The sequence below is a fragment of the Chryseobacterium contaminans genome, from assembly GCF_001684955.1.
Lineage (GTDB): Bacteria > Bacteroidota > Bacteroidia > Flavobacteriales > Weeksellaceae > Chryseobacterium > Chryseobacterium contaminans.
The window spans coordinates 1-23001 of sequence record NZ_MAYF01000235.1 but is presented as its reverse complement, the minus strand read 5'-3'; the positions used below and the strand labels follow the sequence as shown (position 1 = coordinate 23001).

At 35.6% G+C, this 23001-nt stretch carries 23 protein-coding genes and 1 tRNA gene; 14 read left to right on the top strand and 10 right to left on the bottom strand.

Features of this window, described 5'->3' with window-relative positions; translation table 11 throughout:
• Positions 1-17: 17 nt before the first annotated feature.
• The 5 genes from BBH99_RS12815 to BBH99_RS12795 form a co-directional block, all read right to left on the bottom strand.
• Positions 18-2627: a TonB-dependent receptor gene (locus BBH99_RS12815; RefSeq protein ID WP_066696262.1), complete on the bottom strand. Its 2610-nt coding sequence runs from the start codon at positions 2625-2627 to the stop codon at positions 18-20.
• Positions 2628-2996: 369 nt separating this feature from the next.
• Positions 2997-3440, bottom strand: coding sequence for a hypothetical protein (locus BBH99_RS12810; protein WP_123873166.1), 444 nt, complete (start codon positions 3438-3440; stop codon positions 2997-2999).
• A gap of 13 nt (positions 3441-3453) precedes the next feature.
• Positions 3454-3981, bottom strand: a complete 528-nt coding sequence (locus BBH99_RS12805; RefSeq protein ID WP_066696256.1) for a hypothetical protein — start codon at positions 3979-3981, stop codon at positions 3454-3456.
• 141 nt (positions 3982-4122) lie between these two features.
• On the bottom strand, positions 4123-4758 hold the full coding sequence (locus tag BBH99_RS12800) for a response regulator (protein WP_066696253.1): 636 nt from the start codon (positions 4756-4758) through the stop codon (positions 4123-4125).
• Positions 4745-6709: a tetratricopeptide repeat-containing sensor histidine kinase gene (locus BBH99_RS12795; protein ID WP_083188822.1), complete on the bottom strand. Its 1965-nt coding sequence runs from the start codon at positions 6707-6709 to the stop codon at positions 4745-4747. The genes BBH99_RS12800 and BBH99_RS12795 overlap by 14 nt, the downstream gene beginning before the upstream one ends.
• A gap of 168 nt (positions 6710-6877) precedes the next feature.
• Here BBH99_RS12795 and BBH99_RS12790 point away from each other — a divergent pair, with 168 nt between their 5' ends.
• Both BBH99_RS12790 and BBH99_RS12785 read left to right on the top strand, forming a co-directional pair.
• Positions 6878-7624, top strand: a complete 747-nt coding sequence (locus BBH99_RS12790) for a hypothetical protein (RefSeq protein WP_066696247.1) — start codon at positions 6878-6880, stop codon at positions 7622-7624.
• A 112-nt stretch (positions 7625-7736) separates the two neighbouring features.
• Positions 7737-8735 carry a T9SS type A sorting domain-containing protein gene (locus BBH99_RS12785; RefSeq protein WP_066696245.1) on the top strand — a complete coding sequence of 333 codons (999 nt, stop codon included), beginning with the start codon at positions 7737-7739 and terminating at the stop codon, positions 8733-8735.
• 390 nt (positions 8736-9125) lie between these two features.
• On the opposite strand, the gene BBH99_RS12775 is transcribed toward BBH99_RS12785, so the two are convergent.
• The 3 genes from BBH99_RS12775 to BBH99_RS12765 form a co-directional block, all read right to left on the bottom strand.
• Positions 9126-9199, bottom strand: a tRNA-Ala gene (locus BBH99_RS12775).
• A gap of 96 nt (positions 9200-9295) precedes the next feature.
• Positions 9296-9748: a hypothetical protein gene (locus BBH99_RS22110; RefSeq protein WP_123873164.1), complete on the bottom strand. Its 453-nt coding sequence runs from the start codon at positions 9746-9748 to the stop codon at positions 9296-9298.
• Positions 9749-10273: 525 nt separating this feature from the next.
• The gene (locus BBH99_RS12765; RefSeq protein ID WP_066696239.1) at positions 10274-10957 is read right to left on the bottom strand and encodes a hypothetical protein; all 684 of its coding nucleotides are present in this window, start codon (positions 10955-10957) and stop codon (positions 10274-10276) included.
• Positions 10958-11345: 388 nt separating this feature from the next.
• On the opposite strand from BBH99_RS12765, the gene BBH99_RS12760 reads away from it, so the two are divergent.
• Entirely contained in the window at positions 11346-11714 is a 369-nt protein-coding gene (locus BBH99_RS12760) for a hypothetical protein (RefSeq protein WP_066696236.1), read from the top strand.
• 32 nt (positions 11715-11746) lie between these two features.
• Here BBH99_RS12760 and BBH99_RS12755 read toward each other — a convergent pair whose 3' ends face one another.
• A complete protein-coding gene (locus tag BBH99_RS12755) occupies positions 11747-12379 on the bottom strand; it encodes a hypothetical protein (protein WP_066696234.1) in 633 nt (210 codons plus the stop codon).
• 153 nt (positions 12380-12532) lie between these two features.
• On the opposite strand from BBH99_RS12755, the gene BBH99_RS12750 reads away from it, so the two are divergent.
• The 3 genes from BBH99_RS12750 to BBH99_RS12740 all read left to right on the top strand — a co-directional run bounded on the left by BBH99_RS12750 (position 12533) and on the right by BBH99_RS12740 (position 13933).
• Positions 12533-13105: a C40 family peptidase gene (locus BBH99_RS12750; protein WP_066696232.1), complete on the top strand. Its 573-nt coding sequence runs from the start codon at positions 12533-12535 to the stop codon at positions 13103-13105.
• Positions 13106-13113: 8 nt separating this feature from the next.
• Positions 13114-13440: a LytR/AlgR family response regulator transcription factor gene (locus BBH99_RS12745; protein WP_066696229.1), complete on the top strand. Its 327-nt coding sequence runs from the start codon at positions 13114-13116 to the stop codon at positions 13438-13440.
• Between the two features lie 109 nt (positions 13441-13549).
• A complete protein-coding gene (locus BBH99_RS12740; protein WP_066696221.1) occupies positions 13550-13933 on the top strand; it encodes a DUF2255 family protein in 384 nt (127 codons plus the stop codon).
• 155 nt (positions 13934-14088) lie between these two features.
• On the opposite strand, the gene BBH99_RS12735 is transcribed toward BBH99_RS12740, so the two are convergent.
• Positions 14089-15285, bottom strand: a complete 1197-nt coding sequence (locus tag BBH99_RS12735; protein ID WP_066696218.1) for an MFS transporter — start codon at positions 15283-15285, stop codon at positions 14089-14091.
• 175 nt (positions 15286-15460) lie between these two features.
• On the opposite strand from BBH99_RS12735, the gene BBH99_RS12730 reads away from it, so the two are divergent.
• The 8 genes from BBH99_RS12730 to BBH99_RS12695 all read left to right on the top strand — a co-directional run.
• Positions 15461-16309, top strand: a complete 849-nt coding sequence (locus BBH99_RS12730; protein WP_066696215.1) for an AraC family transcriptional regulator — start codon at positions 15461-15463, stop codon at positions 16307-16309.
• Between the two features lie 288 nt (positions 16310-16597).
• Positions 16598-17410, top strand: coding sequence for a 2,3,4,5-tetrahydropyridine-2,6-dicarboxylate N-succinyltransferase (locus BBH99_RS12725; RefSeq protein WP_027375095.1), 813 nt, complete (start codon positions 16598-16600; stop codon positions 17408-17410).
• A gap of 30 nt (positions 17411-17440) precedes the next feature.
• On the top strand, positions 17441-18610 hold the full coding sequence (locus tag BBH99_RS12720; protein ID WP_083188821.1) for a glycosyltransferase family 87 protein: 1170 nt from the start codon (positions 17441-17443) through the stop codon (positions 18608-18610).
• Between the two features lie 3 nt (positions 18611-18613).
• The gene (locus BBH99_RS12715; protein WP_066696204.1) at positions 18614-19543 is read left to right on the top strand and encodes a glycosyltransferase family 2 protein; all 930 of its coding nucleotides are present in this window, start codon (positions 18614-18616) and stop codon (positions 19541-19543) included.
• Complete coding sequence (locus BBH99_RS12710; protein ID WP_066696203.1) at positions 19544-20320, top strand: polysaccharide deacetylase family protein; 777 nt, start codon at positions 19544-19546, stop codon at positions 20318-20320.
• Entirely contained in the window at positions 20317-21414 is a 1098-nt protein-coding gene (locus BBH99_RS12705; protein ID WP_066696202.1) for a glycosyltransferase family 4 protein, read from the top strand. Before BBH99_RS12710 ends, BBH99_RS12705 begins: the two co-directional genes overlap by 4 nt.
• A gap of 249 nt (positions 21415-21663) precedes the next feature.
• A complete protein-coding gene (gene hisG, locus BBH99_RS12700; RefSeq protein WP_066696201.1) occupies positions 21664-22521 on the top strand; it encodes an ATP phosphoribosyltransferase in 858 nt (285 codons plus the stop codon).
• A gap of 143 nt (positions 22522-22664) precedes the next feature.
• A partial coding sequence (locus BBH99_RS12695; protein ID WP_165601935.1) for a histidinol dehydrogenase occupies positions 22665-23001 on the top strand: 337 nt, incomplete at its 3' end.

Here is a 23001-nt window from a genome sequence, read left to right as displayed (position 1 = left end):
ATATTCAGATCGATTGATTAGAATCTGAAAGTAGCAGCCACAGACCACGTTCTTCCGAACCCTAAGAAACCTGTATTGGCATCAGCAATACCCTGGTAAACTCTGCCAGCTTCCTGGTATGTTTTTCCTTTATCCGGACCAGAACCAATCTTATCAGAAGCGTGAATATTGGAACTTAGTTCAGAAATATAGTATTTGTTGAACAAGTTGTAAACATTCGCTCTTAATGTTAACGATTTTTTCTGACCGATTTCAAATTTGTAGCTTGCTCCTACATCGAATAGGTTATAGCTTGGTAATTTTACAATTCCTCTTTCTCTGTCAGCTTCTGTAAGGAAATTGATAGGGTTGAACTGTGCATATAATTTGTCATAATACTCCCAGTTTGCATCAATACTGAATGCTTTGGTAATGTTATAGTCAACTCCTAAACTTGCTGTTGTCTGGGCAGCATCACCAACTTTCAGATCTTTGATATTGATTGTTCCTGTTGCACCGGCAACTTCCTGGTTGCTTTGAACATCAAGAATATTGAAGTTTGCATTTCCTTTATATTTCCAGTTTCCAAATGAAACCATTCCTCTCAGTCTAAGGTTAGCAAAAGGTCTTGCTTTCGCTTCCAATTCAACACCCTGATGAAGTTGTCCAACATTCAGAGCATTATAGAAATAAGCATTTCCTAATTTTAACTGAGAGAATTTAGCAACATCAGCAGCTCCTGCATTAAATGTTCTTGAAATGAATCTGTCATCCCACTGCGTTCTGTATGCATTGATATTAACATCTATATAACGGGATTTGAAACCATATCCCAGCTCTAAAGAGAAGATTCTTTCATTCTTTGCATCATTGTAGATGTTCTGGTTGGAAGGGAATAAGGCATTAAATAATGGTTGTCTTGAAATAACCCCTGCATTGAAAAATACATTATGGTGATCATCAATATTATAGTTAGCTCCTCCTTTTACGATATAACCTGTTTTGTGATACCATTTGGTGTCTTGGTTTCCAGGAGTGTACAGCATATAGTCTCTTCTCTTATAATACTGCTCAGAAACCGATCCCTGAACAGATGCACTTAGTTTTTCAGAGCTATATTCAACCATTCCGTATACACCAGCCCATTTTACAAGACCTTCATTGTGGATAGATATTTTTTGAGTATCACCTGTTTTTGTTAATGGTTCCGGTTTCACTGTACGGTCAACATAATAACCGTTTGGAGCGTTTACAGAATTTTTAACAAATAAAGCATCCGATCCTAACAGATCAGTGGTAATATCATAAAGAGCTCCTTTGTAAGTCTTAAGGTCGATCCCTCCGTTAAAAGTCCAGTTGTTCTTTTTATAATTAAGGTCAGCAATTACTCCATACCAGTCATGAGCATTAATACTTTGCTTTCTAACGATACCAGTAGTTCCGTTTAAAGTAGCTACGTTTCGTCCATTATAATCGGTAGGAGAGCCTGCAGGGGCAACGAAAGCAGATTTCTGGAAGGTATTTCCATTATAATCTGTTACTGCGCCTCCTCTGTTATAGCGATAAATCATATCCCAGTTAATAGTACCGTCACCACCAGGACCAGAGTTTGTGAAGTTCATGATATCTCCTTTAGCATTTTTAATGGAACCGTTAAGCCCGGTACCACCGCCGCCACGTCCCCATGAACCGTAAACAACAGTTGATAATTTCAGGTTGTCATTAATATTCCAGTCCCAGTTTAATGATGCAATTGGCTTATGGTAGAAGTTAGGGGCTAAATTGAATTGAGAACCATTCAGCATTCCTGTTTGTGGATTATATCTTCTTCCATAAGTTTCAAACTGCTGTAAAGTTGCTACATTAGCACCGGTTGCAGAAGATCTTCTTGTATCATGTACCTGTGGGGCACCTGTTGCAATGAAGTTGAACGCATGTTTTTCATTCGGCTTAAATCCTGTAGAGAAAAACCATGAATACCCTTCACCTTTAGTTCCATTGATATACCCATCACCTTGCCAACGGGAAAGCAATACAGTAGTTCCCCATTTGTTTTTCAATCCTGAAGAGTACATCGCAGATAATCTTGAATAATTGTCATTACCAGCTTCTGCTTTAATCATTGCTTTTTGCTCAGAATCGGTAGCTTTGGTTACAATATTGATGGTTCCTCCAACAGAAGGAACTACAAATTTAGAAGCTCCCAAACCTCTCTGAATCTGAATAGAGCTGGCAATATCTGCTAGCCCGGTCCAGTTAGACCAATACACGGTACCTCCCTGCATGTCATTAACAGGCTGTCCGTTGATGATTACCGCAATATTGGCACCATCAAAACCTCTCATGTTAATTCTGCTGTCTCCAAATCCACCACCTACTTTGGTAACGTAAACAGATGGAGTAGACTTCATAATCTCAGGGAATTCTCTGTTTCCCAATTTCTCCTGAATTTCAGCTGCCTTAATATTAGAAACTGCAACAGGGGTTTTTCTCTCTTTGGCTGTTTGGGAAAGGTTTCTACCTACCAACATCACCTCATCAATAGATTTAGATTTTTCTAAAGAATCCTTCGTACTCTGCCCATAATACAAGGCGGCCGTTGGCAATACAAGCGCTATAAGAAGTCGCTTTTTTAAAATAGTGCTCATGAAATAAACTAGCGTGTTTGATTTTAAGGCTGCAAAGATGAAAATTTATTTTTTAATTATGTATTAAATCTTTTTTACAGAATTTTGTAAATGTCGAATACTGAGCACAATTGCTAGTTGTTTTATGATGTGTTAACTTTATTTAACACTTTAATTTGTAGTTTGTTATATCAATAATTTTAATTAAAATGAGTCTGTTTTGATGATAAGATATGCATTTATTTTGTAAAAAAAATTGAGAAATATCATCATTTTTATACAAAAAATAAATTTTCATTAAATTAAATCTATATATAGAGAATTATTATTGTGTTTAGGATAGATTTGAAATCATTAAAACACAAAAATTTAAAAGATTCAAAGTAAGGATTAGTAGCTAATTTCTGCTATTTCACCGTTGGACAAATTGGCCAGCAATAATTTATTTTTGGTCAGTGCAGTGATTTTAATGCTGACCATATTCCGCTCATCAAAACCTTGGGTGCTCTTTGAAATGGCTTCAAACATAATCAATACAGAGTTATAATCTGTTTCGTAATTACCAAATGACCCGGCGGCATGAAACTGGGAAATTTCGCGTACACCGCCAGAGATCTCCTTGGGCAGAACCAGTTTTTGTTCCCCTAGATATACCTCAAAATACTGGAATTTTCCGGCTGGATAATTATTTTCGGTGATATGATAGATTTTCCAGTGATAGACCTTATTGTGTGTTAATAACTTTCTGGTAATCTTACGGGAACATGAATTAAAGATCATAATTGTGACAATGACAAACATGATTAAACCAATAAAAATCAATATAGCTTTCATTATCTATTGATTATTATTCCGATGTATACTCTCTGTCAAATTCCAGAAAGTCTTCGTGCAATCCACTGATTGGTCTTGCTATTATATCCGATTCGCGGTCTTGTGTCACCAATAGCCAGCTATCTTTGCTATCGTAATCGGGGTTTCCTTCATCAAAGATTCCGATCATATTATATAACATACCTTTGCTATATGCGGTAAGGAACTGTTTTAGTTTCTTTTCACCAACTGCTTTGGAAATCTCTTCAAAGATTTCACCGGCATCCTGATTGAATTCCAGGGCTGCATCCGCATTACCTTCCACATCATTCGCCGATTGATAAATACCTTTTAGGATCATAAAACGGGCCCATTGAGGAATTCCCTCGCTGAATTCGCTCCAAGCCCAGCTCAGAGGTTTTGTTGCTCCAGCGTTTTCCATGCGGGCAACCAATTCATCTAACTGTTGTTGCTGATTTTCATCTAGCTTGGCAAATTCAAAACGATAACGTTTTTGCTCCCTCTCGTCAAGATTGGCAAGACATCTGTTGATTGCTTCCATATAATACTGTAAAATGGTATATAAATTATATTGTTGAATACTAAAATACTATTTTTTCTTATATCAATTTCACATGGGTTTGTTAGTATAAGATTATCTGAATTTGAGCTTTATACGATGAAGTATGGCGGCAAATAGCCATTACAAAAAACCTTTATCCGAAGCGATCCTTATTAATTCGGCAACATTCTTGGCTTCAAATTTTTGCAGCAGGTTTTTGCGGTGGCTTTCTATTGTAAACTTGCTGATGAATAATTGTTCTGCCATTTGCATGGTTGTTTTACCGGCGGCAATCAGGCCCAGCACTTCTTTTTCTCTGTTGGTAAGACGTATGGATTTTTCATGACCCGACAATTGGGGCGAAATAATAATTTCCTTTACATCCCGGCTAAACACAATTTCGCCCCTTAGTGCGGCATCAATACAATTTACAAGCTCTTCCAAAGAGACATTTTTAAGCATATAACCGTTGGCGCCGTTGTTGAGCATATCCATAATAATTTTACGATTATGGTGGTGGCTAAGGGCCAGCACGATCATTTTAGGGAAACTAAGTTTTATGGTTTTGCAAAGCACAATTCCATCTATATCTGGCAGCGTAATATCCAGCAGAACGATATCTACGGCAGTATGGTTTAAAAACTGAAGCAGGCTATGCCCATCAAAAAAATACTGTGTAATTTCTATGTTTTCTACTGATGACAATACCTTACCTAAGCCTTCTGCCACCATAGGATGATCATCCACTAATGCTATTTTTATTTTATTCTGTAACATACAGTTCAATATTTACAATGGTTCCTGTTTGGTCTTTTCCACGAGAGTAGCCGATGGTGCCGTTCAGGTAAGCCACCCTGTTTTTAATATTAGAAATACCGATACCCCTGGATATCCCTGGATCTTCGATATCTAGTCCTTTTCCATCATCTTCCACAGCAATCATAAAGATATGCTCGTTCTGGCTACATTGCACCAGTATATTACTTGCGTCAGCGTGTTTAACCGCGTTGGAGAGTAGCTCCTGTATAATCCGGTAGATGGAAAGCTGAATTCCAATAGCTATATCCTTCCGTATATTAAGGCACTGTAAATCAATAGAGGTTTTTGGAGAGATAAGGGTTTCTGCCAATTCTTGTAAAGCCACTTCCAATCCGTAGCGTAGCAATACATCCGGTACCAAATTGTGCGCAATGCGGCGTAGTTCTGCTACGGAATTATCCAACTGGCGCATCGTATCATTGATGCAGCGGGTATAAGGTTTATCCACTTCTGATGCAATACCCGAAAGATTTATTTTAATTCCCGCAAGCATGCTGCCTACGCCATCGTGTAAATCGCGCGCCATACGACTTCGCTCTTCTTCCTGCAATTGTAACATGGCCTGAGATAATCTTATTTCCTGTTGCTGTCGAATATCCTTTAATTGTTGTGCCGATATTTTTTTGTTTTTGCGATACAAAATTATAGAGTAGGCTGCAATACAAATAAGCAAAATGCAGCCTGCGGTAAGCAATCCGCTAGCAAGCCGGTTATTTTTATTGGCAAGTACCGCCTGCTTTTTTTCGGCTTCCAGAGCCAATATGCGTTTTTGGTTTTCAGTTGTTCGGTATTTTATTTCCAGTTCATTAATATTTTTGGCCAACCTTTTCTGAGCAAGACTGTCGCTGGTTTCAGCATATTTTTTTTGCCATCGGTAAGCCTGCTCCATATTGTTAACGGCAGCATAGTTTTGGGCAAGGCCATTATAAACGGATTTCCTGTTTTCGGCTTTAAGCAGATATAATTCAGATTTTGCGAGGCTGTTCAATGTTTCGATGGCTTTGCTATTTTTGCCTTCGGCCATATACAGATTGTATTTTGAAAATTGCAGGCTGTTATAAATGTATTCTTCATCCAGTTTTTTTGCTATTGCCATTCCTTTGTCAAGACTTTGGTGAGCTCGCATAAACTGTTTTTCACCTTGCCATAAATACAGAGCTTCTACCTCATAGTATTCTGCCAACATTTTAGTATCGGTATACAACGGAAGCAGTCCTTTTGCCTTTTCAAGAGTAGCCTTTGCATCGTCCATTCTTTTCAACAAGCAGTAATTTTGGGCGGCATATATATACACCCTGAAAAGAATCGACTTCTTATATGTAGTTTGCAGCTGTTGCATTGCCTGCATATAGTACTGCGCCGCTACTTTATACTGTCCGGCACCTTGAAAAAACTGTCCGGCATACATATAGTTTTCTCCCAGTAATGTCTGATCTCCAGCTTTTTTTGCTATGGGGATAACCTTGTTCAAAACAATATCTACAGCAGCCCCCGTATTATCTTTGTCATCATAAAGCAATGCATAATTGAATAATGCTTTTGCCCTAAAATAGCTTGCTTGAGGTATGGCTTCTTTCGCCAATAACGAGTCGGATTTTAAATAATCAAAAGCCGCTTTTTCAGGATTGAGGCTGTGATAAAGGCTTCCTTCATAAAAATAATAAAGTGCTGTTAAGAATGTAGATCCTTGGGCAGCTTTTTGACCGGCCAGTAAAAACTGTTTGGCTTTTGCTGTATCGCGGTATGACCAATATTGGCAAAGCAGATAATTAGTTTCCGCTTTTACACGATTCGTAATGCGCTTGTTCAATACATTTTGCAAACTATCGGCATAGCCCGAATCAGTCCATTGCAACTGTGCCATGCTATTCAACGGCAGTAGGAAAATAAGTAATAAAGCTCGAAACATTATTTTTATTATTTACAAGTTTACAACTTTCGATAAAAAGAATTAATATCCATAACTATAAAATCCCTGTTTTCAGTGATATGAAAAATAGCAAACTATTGGGATTGCTTGTCTTCATATGCAATAATAATTTTGTTATAAGATAAATCTGACCACAAAGAACTAAAAATGGAAAGCGGAATATTGAAAAAACTACAAGAAATCGAAAAGCGTTATAAAAGGATGAAACAACTTTTTATAGGGTTTGTAAGCATGGTATTAATTGCTATTTTCTGCTTAGGATTTACCGAAACTAATAAAGTTAATTTAATTAGGACTAAAGGGATTATTATTGAAGACGAAAATGGTAAAGATAGAATATTGATTGGAGCTCCCATACCGCATTCAGTAGATAGAGTTAGAACAGATACCAGCTTGGTAAGAAAATATTTTGCAAGCGATATTTACCCCAAAGACCCAGACAAATACATGGAATGGTATAAAAAATATAGACATTCTGCTTTTGGAATAGTGTTCATGAATGACAAAGGAATAGATGTAATGCAACTTGGTGAGAAATTATCAGATCCAAATGTTGGGAGAAGAATTTTTTTACCTACAGGTATTCTTTTAAATAACAATAAGGGGATGGAAGTAGGTGGTTTTGGTACCCATACATTTGAAGATGGAAGAAGTGGGGTTGCATTGGGTTTAGATGATCCGGGCAATGGGAGAGAGGCCTTTCATGCTGCAGTTCTATCTGATGGTACACGAGCTTTAATCATTCAGGACGCCAATGGAAAACTTGTACTTGGGTTTGGAAAGCCTAATAACGGTTTATTTAAAAATAAAGATAGCTTAAAGTTTGTAGGCATACAATATTTTGATAAAAAAGACCATCTTCTTTGGGAGCAGAAAATTAATAAAACGGAATAGTAAACAGTCAAATGGATATTCGAAATGTCTTCATGTGTGTTCTTCTGTGAAGTCGAAAACCATATTAGAATGGCATTAATCATTGAATCGTATAATAAAAAACAAAAACATTATGAAAAAGTTATATTTCATTCTTTTAATTTTTATCATGGTAAAAATAGGTGCACAACCGGTTATTTCAGCTACCCATGCGGTACAGCCTGGCTCTCTTACCTATTATGCAGTAGATTTCACACAGTTGGGTAGTTTAACTCCCGGACCATCCGGTGCAAATGTCGTTTGGGACTTTTCTCAGTATACATCTGCTATTACAACTACACAGACACGATATGACTGTCCAGGTGGAAATGCTAATTGCTCTGATTTCCCACAAGCTAATAAGATGGTCTGGGGAGGAGGAGGGACCTATTCTTATTTCAAGTATGCTAATAATGAGCTTTCGACCCTTGGAACTAAATCTGTAAATAGTGGATTAACTACTTATTATACCTATACCGATCCATCGTTGGAATTAAAATTCCCTGTTACTTATTTACAATCCTTTACTGATTCCTGGGCAGGTTATAGTACCCCGGCATCAGTAACAGAAACGGGAACAAATACCGTTACTGTAGATGCTTATGGAACACTCAAAACAGCTTTAGGAACATTTCCCAATACATTGAGAGTGAAAATCGAAAAAAATATAACCAGTAATACAGTAGGTGGCCCAACAGCACATGTAACCTTCGTTGGGTATACCTGGATTTCATCAGATTATGTAGGAGCTTTATTAACCATCGGTTTTTCAGAGACTTCCATGGTGGGGCTTCCTACAATTTATGGTCGTGCACTTAGTTACGGGAAAAATATACTTACATTAGGCACTGTAGATATTACAGACCATAGGAAGAAGGTTGATATTTATCCTAACCCTAGCTCAGATTATGTGAATATAAAAAATGGAGATAAAGTAGTAAAAATAGAAATGAACGATGCAGAAGGGAGAAAGATTGCAACGTTTAAAAAAGCCGATAAAATAGATATTTCAGCATTTCCTTCCGGAATCTATTTTTTTACCATTGCATTTAGTGACGGAAAAACCGAGACGAAAAAAATTACCAGAAAGTAGTAAATGGTAAAATTATAAAAGGTTTAAAAATAAAAGCCATATGCCGACAAGATTACTACATGTTTACTCTGTTTTGCGGTTCGTGAAGAAAATCTTGGTTTACTCAAAACAAACAGACACAATAACCTTTTAAATATATGACAATAGACGACAAGTAGAGTCATCCTGTCTATTCTCCCTTTTTTTATAAATTTTTTGAAGTATAGAACCAGTAACCAAACAAGATCTTGAAGTACTTTCATCAATTACAAAGATCCCTGGCAGCTCACAAACCTTATGAGTTATTTGCAAATTGCGATTCTGTAAAAAAAAATCCTGCAAATTCAAAGAATTTGCAGGATTAATTAAGTTTTTAGTGTATTTTGAAGATTTCATTATCTACTACACCAGTGGAGAATACGGGATTCGAACCCGTGGCCTTTTGACTGCCAGTCAAACGCGCTAGCCAACTGCGCCAATCCCCCGTTTTGAAGTGGTACAAAAGTAAGTATTTAAATGATATGCACAAATATTTGTATGAATATTTTTTCCAAATTTATATTTTAATTCCAGTTGCCTGTTTATTTTGAGTTCTTGATATGATTGTCCTTCCAAAAAAAGAGAATTAAAAAACAGAAAAAGGGAATCAGCATTATCTTAGAAATCGTAACAAGAAATTGAATACCGAAAGAATTAGAAAACAACACATTATCTAAAGGAATAAATAGCCTGCTTTCTTCAGAATCCGGATTTTTCAGAATTTTGAAATTCTTCTTTTGAATATAAGATTCTACCCGTTTTTTTAATTTCTGATTAGACTCATTTTTTTCTTTTTTCGAATTCCAAAATATACTGTATGCATTATTTTTTAACACATTCTTTTCAGATGCATTAATGAATTTATGATTAATGCGGTATTGATACGTTATATCTGCTACTGACCTTCGGTTTTTACTCCCTTGCCAATTGACATTAACACGAAAAGAGTTTCCGTCAACTTCAACCCAATGGGGATGTGTTGTTATAAATTCCATATATTGAATTTTGGGCGAAACGGAATAAATAAATAGAATAACAGTATAAATTGCTGCAAGGGAAAATAAGAATAGTTTACTGAAAATGGTCTTGCGAAAAACAATAATATAAAGAAGAATACCCAGTAAAGCTGAAATGGCAAAAAGGGATAAGGGATTGATGACTACAAACAATAACCCAAGAAGGGGAACAATAATCTTGAATACAATATCATTAGATTTCTTTTGGGAAGTCTCCAGTAAATCATTATTACTCATTTCTATAATCGGGTGCTTATTTGTATTCTGATTTCATACGCCTTTGATTGCACTAAATTAAAAAAAATATAAAACTGAGCAGACAATGTATAACTTTGTGGAATAACAAGGTTTTATATACTCTTGATCAATTACAACTCAATTTGAACAGTAATATAAAATGATAGAGATTAAATTTTAGCAATCCATAAAAGTACTCCAACAGGAAAGTACTGTTTGTAGAAAAAAGACTGATTAGAATCAGTCTTTTTTTATTTTTGAAATTGATTATAAACTTCTTGAACGAGCAATGTTAAGCAGGTATACAAGATGTGCATACATGTTTCTCTTTACAGATTCTATTTTTATATCTCCGGTTGTCTGATTAATAGTTGTTACAAGATCCGTATTGCATTGCCCATTAAAATTTCCGTTTCCTAAATAATTCGCGGAATTAGCAACGGGATAGGAAATTCTGGGATAGTCCGGAGCTGTTTGGTTAGCAACAGCTGTAGTGTTTGAAAACCCTTTATTATCAATATATCGTGCCGTCCATGAACCTAAGAATTGCCCGTTACTCGTATTAATACTTTGTCCTACAACTACTAATGTTTCTACAGGATTATTAAACCCGGCACAGGAAGTATAATGATTTAAAGAAACAGTGCAGGAAGATGCATTGTCACCAGGCTGAAAGCATTTTCCTTCATATACGGTGAATCTTTGCTCAGTAGAAGACATGGAAGTATTTAATAATGCTTTAGGAGCAAAAATCTCTTCAGGGGAGATTAGCGTTAAAACTCCCTGAGCATCAGCAGAAACAATTTTATTGTCAGGATTTGAAAGTCCTCTTACTCTTACTAATCCGTTAACGTCCAATGTTTGGGTAGGTGTGGTTGTATTTATCCCAATTTGAGCATTTGCCAAACTATACAAAGCAATTGCTGCCAAAAAAGCAATCTTTCTTTTCATGATTTTTAGATGTGGTTAAATTTTTCACTAATATAGGAAATATGTGTTTATAAGAGATAAAAACCTAATTAAAAATATGTTACATTTAATTTTATGATACATTATATGTTTATTAATGAAAAAAATAAATAAAGATTCAAGACATTAACTCAAAAATTAATGTTCCTTAAAATATTTGAAAAATATTTGTATTTTAGCCGAAATAGGTTTGTTTTTAATAAAAATATTGTCTACTAATTAAAATTCAGATAATTTGAATAAAAAAATTAGTAGATTTGCACGAAATAAAAAAATAATAAATATTAAGCTCATTCTCTATAACAGGATATTGATAGATACAATGTAATAGGGGATACAGGATTTTTAGGTTATAAAACTACTAGAAACTATGAAGAAACTTTTTTTACTTTTACTAACGGCATTTTTATTTATCGGTTGCAGTTCTGATGATGATACCATTTATGATTATGTAGGAACATGGTCTGGAACTTATGAAGGCGGTGATAAAGGAGTGTGGAATTTTGTGGTTGATAAAACGGGGAAAGTGTCAGGAACCATGCATTCCGATGTTAATAGTGAAAATTATAATATTTCCGGTAACCTGAGTAATAGCGGAGACCTGGTAGGAACAGTAGGTCTTCCTTCAAAAGGAGAATTTAAAGGGAAGCTTAATCCGGATAAAAAAGGAAACGGAAGCTGGTCCAATGCACTTCCAACACCGGCACAATACGGAACATGGAAAGGAGAAAAGAAATAAGACAAAGCCTGCAAATTTGCAGGCTTTTTTATTCATACAAATCCCATGTGGGAAATTTCATTATTTTCATTCTTCAGGACCATAAAATAAAGAACAAAATCATTATCTGAAAACTGTTGCTTAAAAAATATTTTATCCTGGTTCAAATATAAATTTTCTTCAGCCTTTTCAACAGTATAGTTTTCTGAGTCCAGCCTTAATGTAATTATTATTGCTTTTTCAACTTGTGCTGCTTTTACATTAAGAACATGTTCCCGGCGTTCTATTTCTGTGAATACATTTTTAATTTCACCAAACTGAAAGGTATTAAGAAGCTTTTTCCCAGTGTCTGTCTTTAATCCGTTTTCAACAGTCCGCTTTCCCCGTTCAGAAATTACATCCAAATCCTTTATTTCAGTCATCAGCTTGGCAAATTTCTGGTAGAGTAGGGCATCGCCAGTTTCTTTTAGATAAGGGTCCAGACTTTTTCTGATGATCTTTCCTGTTTTTGAACAATGTCCAAACTCAGAACTGTTCTGTCTTACTTTTTCATAAGACGGATCTTTTTTAAAAGCTTTTTTATTGAATCCGCTTTTCTTCCGAACCACATTTTTGCCATTCAGAGTATAAAAAACAAGATCTCCCACAGAGCCTTTTATTTTGATGAGACTTTCATAGGTTGCCATATCGCCAGAATTGAATTCAAATATAACAATAAATAATGAAAATCAAAATTTTAACATATATTTATCATATAGTTGTAGTATAGTTATATTATAATTAAAATATAAAATGTATATTTGTACATCAATCGTTAATCAAGTAAAAATCAGACGAATATGGAACCAGGGTTATTTGAAAAAAAATTGAGTATAAAGCAGCTTTCCCTATTATTCATTGCATCTGCTTTTGTAGTGTCTTGCGGATCTTCAAAAAATGTTTCTTCCGGTAAGAAATCCGGATCCAAAACAGTGGTAAGATCTGAAAATCTAAGAAAACTGGATTCTAAGTTTAATGGAAATGTATCAAGATCTATCAATGACATTTTAAAGGATGCAGAAAAATATCTGGGCACACCTTACCGATTCGGGGGGAATACGTCTTCAGGCTTTGACTGTTCTGGATTTACCGTAAAAGTCTTTGAGGAAAATTCGTTTAATCTTCCAAGGAGATCTTCCGATCAGGCTGAAACAGGACAAAATATTGATATCAGAGACGTAAAACCCGGTGACTTATTGTTTTTTGCCACAGCTGGTGGAAGCAGAGTATCTCACGTAGGAATTGTTCATGATATAGGTCCGGATGGGGAAGTGAAATTCATCCATGCGTCTACTTCAAAAGGAGTGATTATTTCATCGTTGAACGAAAAATACTGGAACAAAGCTTATCTTCATGCCCAAAGGGTTTTATAACACTTCTCATGGAGAACAGAACGTTTGCTTTTATTAAAACAGACAAAAAACTGGTAAAACTTTTCTTTAAGGACATCAGTATTATCAAAGGTCTGGGAAATTATGTAGAAGTACATACCATACACCAAAACAGATACATCTATTACAGAACCCTTAAAGATCTGATTGAAAATCTGCCGGAAGAATTCATGCGGGTTCATAACTCTTATATTGTGAACCTAACCAATATTGAATCCTTTGAAGATAATCATCTCTTATGCGGAGATTTAAAGATTGCTGTTGCTAAAAGTTATAAAGACTGCCTTCTTGAAGCTATCAGTAAAATGATGCTTTAAAAATCAAACGACATCCGTCAATTACACAAATACATCTGATTGCAGCCCATCTGTATAAAAAAGTTTTTATTCAATTCTTCTTCTCCTAGTTTTACAGAAAATTTTAAAAATGGATAAAAGCAAAGCCGTAGAATACATCAGAGCCCATACTCTTATCGGAATAAAAGCCGGACCGGAAAGACCTGGATTTCTGGAGATCTGGATGGTGGTTGTTCAAAACAGGATTTTTGCCAGATCATGGGGTTTAGCTGAAAAAAGCTGGTATACTACTTTCTTGAAATGCCCGCAAGGACAGATCAAATGTGACAATATAATATATAATGTACAAGCAGTAATTCCTGAAGACTTAAATCAACTCACTGATGACATCAACCAGGCTTATCTTACAAAATATAATTTCGGACGGAATAGCAAATATGCCACTGGAATTATTGAAAACAAGCATGTTGAACGGACAATGGAGTTTATTATTGAGGGTCCGGAGTTGACATAAAAAATGATGAATAAGATCTTTATAGTTTTAAATTCTGTATACTGATTCAATAGGGACGAGCTTTAGCCCGTTCAATATGATAAAACCTAATCAAAAAGCAGCTCATTTAGAAAAGAGCTGCTTTGAATTTAGAGTATAATGTCTCTGGACATCTATTATATATTTTCACATAAAGCAGTTGCAATCTCTTCCTCTTCCTCCTTTTCATCTGTTGTGTTTGTTGCCGCTTTTTTCGGAAAAGAAAAGAAACTTAGAACAAATGTAGCGGTAAGAAGCAAAACACTTACAGAAAGAACATGTTGAACTCCGTAATAAGAACTTACAATTCCTCCCAGAAATGCACCTAATGAGATTCCAATATTAAAAGATGATGTTAGCAGGCTGTTGACAAATTCCAGCGCATGATGAGGAATATTCTGTGTAGTACGGATATTACAAACTAAAAAACCACCTGTATGGATCATGCCCCAGAAAGACACAATGATGACCATAGGAATAAAGACGCCACCTAGGGCATAGGCAAGAACTTGTACCGTAATTAATAATAATAAAAATGCTCTTGTCGTGAGTTTTACATTCCTGTTTAAAGCGATTCCCATGAGCCAGTTCCCAAGAGTTCCCATACTTCCGAAAAGAAGCAGCATAATACTGATCCGGGCACCATCCATTTTGGTAATTTCTTCAAGATAAGCGGTAAGATAGGTGTAGCTGGAGAACATAGCAGCCAATGTACCAATAGTAGAAACCAGATTGATCCACAAGAAGGGGTTTTTCAATACATCCAATTGGCTTTGGTCAGACCTTTCTTTTTCTGCAGGTATGGAGGGAATAAAAAGCAATAATCCAATAAACGCAATTAAACTGATAGCGCTGCTCAGGAAAAATGAAGCCTTCCAGTTATGAAATAGATCAGCGGCGTAGGTTGTCATAGGAATACCTAGAACAGTGGCCAAACTCAGCCCAAGCATTACAGTAGATACACCTTTTGCTCCTTTTTCTTTAAATGCGATAGCAATAGAGATATTCCAGAAAAGCGGATGCAGCACTGCTGGGAGTATACGGGCAATCATCAGCATAGTAAAATTCGTAGAAAATGCAGATATCAGATTTGACAGTACAAATATGCTCATAACGAGACATAGAAGGAACTTACGGTTTATTTTAGATGTAAAGGAAGTGATAAAAGGTGAGGAAACCGCCACAGTAATGGCGAAAGCACTTAGTAGCCATCCTGCTGTTTCTATGGATACCCCGAATTGTCTGCTGATGGTTGGAAGAATTCCAACAACTCCAAATTCAGTGGTAATAATACCGAAAGCCCCAAGTGCAAGGACGTAGATTGATCTTTTCATTGATTGTAAAAATTTTGATATAGCAAATTTGAACAGAAAAAATGTAAAAAATCAGTATATTTTAATGATAAATAAGTACATTTACCACATGAAATCGCCATGATTTGCCAATGCAAACACGAATGAAGACGATGCGATTCCATATGACCATTAAAAAACAATTAAATATCTTCATATGAAAAGAGAGAACATAGATCAATTGGTTAAAGTTGAATATCATGAAACTGAAAATTGTCCTTTAAAAGGCAATCAGTATTCCTTCTTTCAGATTATCTATGTCATTTCCGGAAAAGGATCTTTTACCATCAATAACAATATTGCTTCTTATAGCAAAGGAAGTCTGATACTGCTTACCCCTGATGATAAACACCATTTGGATATTGAAGAAAAAACCGGGCTTTTACTCGTAAAGTTCAGTGAACGTTATGTAAAAGATTACAAATGGAATAATATTAATTCAATAGGGTGCTTATTATATGGTGCTTCTTATCTTTCCGGCTGTATTTTACAGAATAAACCTGATGTTGTTCTGGTAGATTCTATTGTTACTTCACTGCTTCATGGTCTGAATCATCCTGATCTTTACCAGGAAGAATTAACACTGCATTATGTGAACGCATTAATTGTAATTGCAGCGAGAAATATATCCAAAATGCGGGTTGGATATGCATCATCCAATACAGACAAAAGAATCGTTGAAATTATTAATTATATTCAGGGAAATATTCATGATCCGGCACTTTTGAAAGTATCTGTAATTGCTCGTGAATTCGGGCTTTCTGAAACCTATATCGGCAGCTATTTTAAAAACCAGTGTGGAGAAACTATTACCCATTATATCCTGAATTATAAATTGAGATTAATTGAACACCGCCTTCTTTTCAGTGATATGAGGATCAATGAGATTGTTACTGAGTTTGGTTTTTCAGATGAAAGCCATTTAAATAAATTCTTTAAAAAGAAGCATAAAATGAGTCTTACAGAATTTAAAAAGACAAAAGGTCTTGCTAAATTAACAGTTTAGATAAAATACATATTGCCTTATAAACTGTTTAATCGAATACAATTGATATTTCTTTTCTTTCACCAATCGCCTTTTTTTACTGATAATAGGAGGTATTTTGAAACACATTCATATACACCTTGAAGAAGAACATTTACGAAGACAGCACGGATCTATTTATCTTACTTATAAAAAGAGGGTTGGGCATATGTTGAGCCTTTATTAAAAGCAAAAACTTAAAAATCATTTTGCTGAACTTTTTTGTATCTTTGGCGGGTATAATTTTTCAAACTAATTTAAATAAGAAACATGTCGTTACAACAAACTATTGAAAACATTTGGGATAATAGAGATTTATTACAAAATGAAGACAGCCAGAAAGCGATCAGAGAGGTGATTTCTTTATTAGATTCCGGAGAACTTCGTGTAGCTGAGCCTACGGAAAACGGATGGCAGGTAAATGAATGGGTGAAGAAAGCAGTAGTAATGTATTTCCCAATCCAAAAGATGGAAACTATTGAAGTAGGTCCGTTTGAATTCCATGACAAGATTCCTTTAAAGAAAAATTATGCGGAAAAAGGAGTAAGAGTAGTTCCTCATGCCATTGCAAGAGAAGGTTCTTTCGTAGCTTCAGGTGTAATTATGATGCCATCTTACGTAAATATTGGGGCTTATGTAGATTCAGGAACAATGGTAGATACGTGGGCAACAGTAGGAAGCTGTGCACAGATCGGTAAAAACGTTCACCTGAGTGGTGGTGTTGGTATCGGTGGGGTATTGGAGCCATTACAGGCAGCTCCGGTAATCATTGAAGATGATTGTTTCATCGGTTCAAGATGTATTGTTGTAGAAGGAGTACACGTAGAAAAAGAAGCCGTATTAGGTGCTAATGTTGTTTTAACGGCTTCTACAAAAATCATTGATGTAACTGGAAGTGAGCCTATCGAAATTAAAGGTAGAGTTCCTGCTCGTTCTGTAGTAATTCCTGGAAGCTATACAAAGCAGTATCCGGCAGGAGAATATCAGGTTCCTTGTGCACTGATTATCGGTCAGAGAAAAGAATCTACAGATAAAAAGACCTCTCTTAATGATGCATTGAGAGACAATAATGTAGCTGTTTAAGATTAAGTTTTTAAACTAATACCACTTATTTTGAAAGAAAAATTTCTTAAAATACTATTAAACCCTAAATATATATTTGGGGTTTATATTATTGTAGCCATCGCTACTGCACTTTCCAAATTTTCCAGAGGCCCTCAGGCGATCAACAATTACCTGATTTTCAAGGGTGTTTTTTTCAATACTATTGATGAGAAAAATCTCTATTTACGATATCCTGAACTCTATTCAGACATGAATCATTATGGAGTATTCTTCAGTTTACTGATCGCTCCTTTTGCCGTTATGCCGGATTGGATGGGAATTGCCCTTTGGAATGTTGCCAACACAGCCATTTTCCTGTACGCCATTCACAAACTTCCGTTTTCAGATGCCAAAAAAGCGCTTTTTGCTTTATTGTGTTTGCAGGAGTTTATCACTGCTGCAGTAAGCCTTCAGTTCAATGTAGCCTTGGTAGGGCTTTTAATGCTTTCAGCAATATTCATTTACGAAAGAAAAGAAGTACAGTCAGCTACGGCCATTGTAGTGGGAATTTTTGTAAAGCTTTACGGAATTGTAGGGTTATCACAGTTTTTCTTCATCAAAAATAAAGTCAAATTTATTCTTTCAGGAATTGGTATTGCTATCCTGTGTTTGGTGATTCCAATGATCTATTCCAGTCCTCAGTTTGTCATTCAGAGCTATTCAGATTGGGCAACTTCCCTGATCTCTAAAAATAATGATAATCAGATCTTAGGAAATATGCAGGATATATCTTTGATGGGGTTTGTAAGAAGAATTTTAGGTGACGCATCTATTTCCAATCTTACCTTTTTAGCATTTGGAGTTCCTGTATTTGCATTGCCGTATATCAGAATCAAACAGTATAAAAACTATGCATTCCAATTGATGATTCTGGCTTCTACATTGCTGTTTTTGGTATTGTTCAGCTCAGGATCAGAATCACCGACATATATTATTGCTGTAGCGGGGGTAATGATCTGGTTCACGCTTCAGAAAGAAAAGACGCCATTCATTATCGGATTATTGGTATTTGTAATCATTTTAACCTGTTTTTCACCATCAGATTTATTCCCGAAATTCATCAAACAGAATTATATTATTAAATATTCTTTGAAAGCCGTACCTTGTATCGTAGTTTGGTTGAGAGTAATTTACGAACTGATGACCAAAGACTTTGAAAAGGACTACACTTTAAATTAATATATGAAGAAAATTTCTATTGTCATTCCTGCTCACAACGAAGAAGGTAACGTTGCTTTAGTTCATGAAAAAATAAAAGAAGTTTTTTCAGGGCTGGAGCATTATGATTTTGAAATCATTTTTGTTAATGACGGAAGCAGAGATAACACACAACAGAAGTTGGAAGAACTGTCTCAAAAATATGAAGAAGTAAAATTTATTGAGTTTTCCCGAAACTTTGGGCATCAGCCGGCAGTAAAAGCCGGAATGGATTATGCAGACGGAAACGCTGTTATTTCAATGGATGGCGATCTTCAGCACCCGCCGGAACTCATCCCTGAAATGCTTAAAAAATGGGAAGAAGGCTATGATATTGTATTTACAGTTAGAACCTATCCCAAGCAGATTTCCTATTTTAAAAGGAAAACCTCAGATGTGTTCTATAAACTGTTATCCAGTCTTTCTGATGTAAATCTTACCAAAGGTGGCGGTTCTGATTTCAGATTGATGGATGCCAATGCTGTAGAAGCAATGAGAAGCTTTAAAGAAGATGACCTCTTCTTAAGAGGATTAACCAGTTGGATGGGCTATAAACAAATAGGAATCGATTTTACAGCAGGGGAAAGAATGGCAGGAGAGAGCAGTTATAACCTGAAAAAAATGCTCAAATTTGCTTTTACAGGAATTACAGCCTTTAGTGTGAAGCCGCTTTATTTAGCCGCCTATCTGGGCTTTTTATTCTCACTTTTTTCAGTGATCGGATATGTTGCCTATGTTATCCATTCATTTGTTGTACACACTGAAATCTCAGGTTGGGCATCATTAATTATGACCATCGTATTCTTTGGAGGCATTCAACTGATTATCCTGGGAATCATTGGTATTTATTTAGGTAAAATCTTTAAACAGGTTAAAGAAAGGCCTAATTATATTATTAAAAACAAAAATTTTTAAATGGTTTTATTAAGTTTTGATATCGAGGAGTTCGACATGCCTTTAGAATACAAAGGTGAGATCTCTTTTGATAAACAAATCTCTATATCTCAGCACGGACTTGAAAATATTTTAAATATTCTGAAAAAACACGGGGCAAAAGCTACCTTTTTTTCAACTGTAGTCTTTGCAGAAAACAGCAAACATCTTATTGAAAGATTACTGAATGAAGGGCATGAACTGGCTTCCCACACCTGGTTTCATTCAGAATTTGAAGATAAACACCTGAAAGAATCAAGAGAAAAGCTGGAAGAATTATTCTCCACAAGAGTTACCGGATTAAGAATGCCGAGGATGATGCCTGTAGATGAAAAAGAAGTCGAAAAAGCAGGCTATTCATACAATTCATCCATCAATCCTACGTTTTTACCCGGAAGATACAACAATCTTAAAGTACCAAGAACCTACTTTAAGGAAGGAAATGTAATGCAGGTTCCTGCATCGGTATCCCCGAATTTCAGAATTCCTTTATTCTGGTTAAGCTTTCACAATTTCCCTTTAGGCATCTATAAAAAACTGGCTGCTGATGTCTTGAAAAAAGATAAATATCTGAATATCTATTTCCATCCCTGGGAATTTTCATCTATTAAAGACGAAGCCTTCAAATTACCTGGTTTTACGGTGAAAAACTCCGGAAAAGAAATGGTGGAAAGATTTGATACCTTTTTAGGATGGCTTAAAGAAAAAGGCCATACTTTTGGTACGTTTCAGGAATTTCAAAAACAGATATACGCATGAAAATTGCTTTTGACGCAAAACGTTTTTTCCATAATACATCCGGGCTGGGCAACTATTCAAGAGATCTGGTAAGAATTCTTTCTCAATATGAACCGGACAATGAATATCTGCTGCTCAATAAAAACAAATCTGAGCGCGGAAAAGATATTCTTGACCGTCCCAATGTAAAGTTTGTGGAGACTTCAAAAGGAAGCCTTTCACGCCAGCTGAAAATGGGGAAAGATGCTCAAAAACAAGGTGCTGATATTTTCCATGGTTTATCAGGTGAATTACCTTTGAAATGGGATCAGACACCTATTAAAAAGATCGTAACCATCCATGATCTGATCTTTGTAAGGTATCCGCAGTATTATTCTTTTTTTGACCGTAAAATCCACTTCTGGAAATTTAAAAAAGCGGCTCATATGGCTGATAAAATCATTGCGATTTCAGAACAGACCAAAAGAGATATTATTGAGTTTTTAAAAGTTCCTGAAAGCAAAATTGACGTCATTTATCAGGGTTGTCATAAAGCTTTTAAAGAACAACAGTCTCCGGAACAGATCCAAGCTGCTAAAGATAAATTTAAGCTTCCTGAAAGGTTTATCCTGAATGTAGGAACCATTGAAGATAGAAAGAACCTTCTGAATGTGGTAAAGGCCATTAAAGACACAGGAATTCCACTGGTAGTGGTAGGAAGAAAGACTAAATACTATCAAAAAATAGAAAGCTTCCTGAAGAAAAACAAAATGGAAAAACAAGTTTTGTTTCTGGAAGGAGTTTCTATGGATGAATTGGCGGTAATCTACAAATTAGCTGATATTTTTGTGTATCCAAGCTTCTTTGAAGGTTTCGGAATCCCGGTTATAGAAGCGCTTTTCTCGAAAACAGTAGTGGTGACAAGCAATACAAGCTGTCTGCCCGAAGCAGGTGGAAAAGACTCGGTTTACATTGATCCGAAAAATGATCTTGATATCAGAGCCAAGATAAAATTTTTATGGGATAATGAATCCGAAAGAAAACGCCGTGAGGAAAAGGGTTTCGAGTTTGTTCAGAAGTTTAATGACGAACCCATTGCAAAGAACCTGATGAATTTTTATCAAAAAATTATCTGAAAAAACTTTGCATTTTAAAAATAAATCCTACATTTGCATCATAATTCAATGCAATGAAGCCAATTTTTTTAGCATTACATCATTACTATCATCATCTCTGTTAGACGGAATTGATTGATATATGTTTGTGCTAAAATCAAAAATATTTAAAAACCGTCTGAGTAAATAGGCGGTTTTTTTGTTTCCTGAATTCTCCTCAGAAATTTCAACAGATCAGTTTTTATTTACTCGGACTCTAAAAAAGACGAAATGAGTAAATTAAAAATTGCGATCCAGAAAAGTGGCCGTTTATACGAAGAATCCCTGCAGCTTCTTAAAGACTGCGGAATTTTTGTCAACAACGGAAAAGATCAGCTTAAAGTTTCCGTAGACAACTTCCCGATGGAAATCATGTATCTGCGAAATTCGGATATTCCCCAATACCTTGAAGATGGAGTGGTGGATGTAGCTATCGTAGGCGAAAATCTTTTAATTGAAAAACAAAAGAAGATCCAGATTGTAGAGAAACTGGGCTTTTCAAAATGCCGTGTATCCATCGCTGTTCCTAAAGAAATTGAAACTGATGATCTGGCTTACTTTCAAGGCAGAAAAATTGCCACTTCTTATCCTAATACCCTTAAAAATTTTTTAGAAAAAAAAGGAATTACTTCAGATATCCACGTGATCTCCGGTTCCGTAGAAATTGCTCCCAATATTGGTCTTGCAGACGGAATCTGTGATATTGTAAGCTCAGGAAGCACTTTATTTAAAAATGGATTGAGAGAAACGGTAACACTTTTAAAATCAGAAGCCGTTTTAGCCCAGACTCCACAATTATCAACAGAAAAGACAGCTATTCTGGATAAATTCCTTTTCAGGATTAAAGCTGTCTTAAAGGCGAAAAACTCAAAATACATCCTGATGAATGTTCCCAATGATATGATTCAAAAAGTAGCAGACGTACTTCCTGTCCTCAAAAGTCCTACCGTTATTCCATTGGCAGAAGAAGGCTGGAGCAGCATTCATTCTGTGATTGATGAAGAAAGATTCTGGGAAGTAATTGATGAACTGAAGGAAAACGGAGCACAGGACATCCTCATTATTCCTATTGATAAAATGGTGATTTAGATAAGGTTAAGAAAGGTAATGAACAGTAAAGTAAAATTAAGATAAGTTAAGTTTTATAATCTGAATAAAAATAGATCATTTAAAAAATTTTAATGGTTCAAAAAATTAATAATTCAATTCACACTAAGAAAAAAATAATACAGATGAAAATATATCGATATCCAACAAAAGACACATGGAAAGAGCTGGTACAGCGCCCTGTTCTTGAACGAGAAGAAATTTCCGGATTGATTGCAGAGATCTTTGCTGAAGTGGAAAGCAATGGAGATCAAGCTTTAATCGCATTCAATAAAAAATTTGATCAAGCAGAAACAAAAAGCATCGCAGTTACCGAAGATGAAATTATTAATGCAGAAAATGAACTGAGTGATGATCTAAAGCAGGCTATTCAGCAGGCTAAAGAGAATATTTTTAAATTTCACGCTTCACAAAACCAAGAAGTCCAGAAAATTGAAACCACAAAAGGAGTGGTTTGCTGGA

What these genes read in the sequence shown, in the direction of transcription:
- BBH99_RS12815 (WP_066696262.1), bottom strand. Translation starts at nt 2,627, where the DNA reads ATGAGCACTATTTTAAAAAAGCGACTTCTTATAGCGCTTGTATTGCCA.
- BBH99_RS12810 (WP_123873166.1), bottom strand. Translation starts at nt 3,440, where the DNA reads ATGAAAGCTATATTGATTTTTATTGGTTTAATCATGTTTGTCATTGTC.
- BBH99_RS12805 (WP_066696256.1), bottom strand. Translation starts at nt 3,981, where the DNA reads ATGGAAGCAATCAACAGATGTCTTGCCAATCTTGACGAGAGGGAGCAA.
- BBH99_RS12800 (WP_066696253.1), bottom strand. Translation starts at nt 4,758, where the DNA reads ATGTTACAGAATAAAATAAAAATAGCATTAGTGGATGATCATCCTATG.
- BBH99_RS12795 (WP_083188822.1), bottom strand. Translation starts at nt 6,709, where the DNA reads ATGTTTCGAGCTTTATTACTTATTTTCCTACTGCCGTTGAATAGCATG.
- BBH99_RS12790 (WP_066696247.1), top strand. Translation starts at nt 6,878, where the DNA reads ATGGAAAGCGGAATATTGAAAAAACTACAAGAAATCGAAAAGCGTTAT.
- BBH99_RS12785 (WP_066696245.1), top strand. Translation starts at nt 7,737, where the DNA reads ATGAAAAAGTTATATTTCATTCTTTTAATTTTTATCATGGTAAAAATA.
- BBH99_RS22110 (WP_123873164.1), bottom strand. Translation starts at nt 9,748, where the DNA reads ATGGAATTTATAACAACACATCCCCATTGGGTTGAAGTTGACGGAAAC.
- BBH99_RS12765 (WP_066696239.1), bottom strand. Translation starts at nt 10,957, where the DNA reads ATGAAAAGAAAGATTGCTTTTTTGGCAGCAATTGCTTTGTATAGTTTG.
- BBH99_RS12760 (WP_066696236.1), top strand. Translation starts at nt 11,346, where the DNA reads ATGAAGAAACTTTTTTTACTTTTACTAACGGCATTTTTATTTATCGGT.
- BBH99_RS12755 (WP_066696234.1), bottom strand. Translation starts at nt 12,379, where the DNA reads ATGGCAACCTATGAAAGTCTCATCAAAATAAAAGGCTCTGTGGGAGAT.
- BBH99_RS12750 (WP_066696232.1), top strand. Translation starts at nt 12,533, where the DNA reads ATGGAACCAGGGTTATTTGAAAAAAAATTGAGTATAAAGCAGCTTTCC.
- BBH99_RS12745 (WP_066696229.1), top strand. Translation starts at nt 13,114, where the DNA reads ATGGAGAACAGAACGTTTGCTTTTATTAAAACAGACAAAAAACTGGTA.
- BBH99_RS12740 (WP_066696221.1), top strand. Translation starts at nt 13,550, where the DNA reads ATGGATAAAAGCAAAGCCGTAGAATACATCAGAGCCCATACTCTTATC.
- BBH99_RS12735 (WP_066696218.1), bottom strand. Translation starts at nt 15,285, where the DNA reads ATGAAAAGATCAATCTACGTCCTTGCACTTGGGGCTTTCGGTATTATT.
- BBH99_RS12730 (WP_066696215.1), top strand. Translation starts at nt 15,461, where the DNA reads ATGAAAAGAGAGAACATAGATCAATTGGTTAAAGTTGAATATCATGAA.
- BBH99_RS12725 (WP_027375095.1), top strand. Translation starts at nt 16,598, where the DNA reads ATGTCGTTACAACAAACTATTGAAAACATTTGGGATAATAGAGATTTA.
- BBH99_RS12715 (WP_066696204.1), top strand. Translation starts at nt 18,614, where the DNA reads ATGAAGAAAATTTCTATTGTCATTCCTGCTCACAACGAAGAAGGTAAC.
- BBH99_RS12710 (WP_066696203.1), top strand. Translation starts at nt 19,544, where the DNA reads ATGGTTTTATTAAGTTTTGATATCGAGGAGTTCGACATGCCTTTAGAA.
- BBH99_RS12705 (WP_066696202.1), top strand. Translation starts at nt 20,317, where the DNA reads ATGAAAATTGCTTTTGACGCAAAACGTTTTTTCCATAATACATCCGGG.
- hisG (WP_066696201.1), top strand. Translation starts at nt 21,664, where the DNA reads ATGAGTAAATTAAAAATTGCGATCCAGAAAAGTGGCCGTTTATACGAA.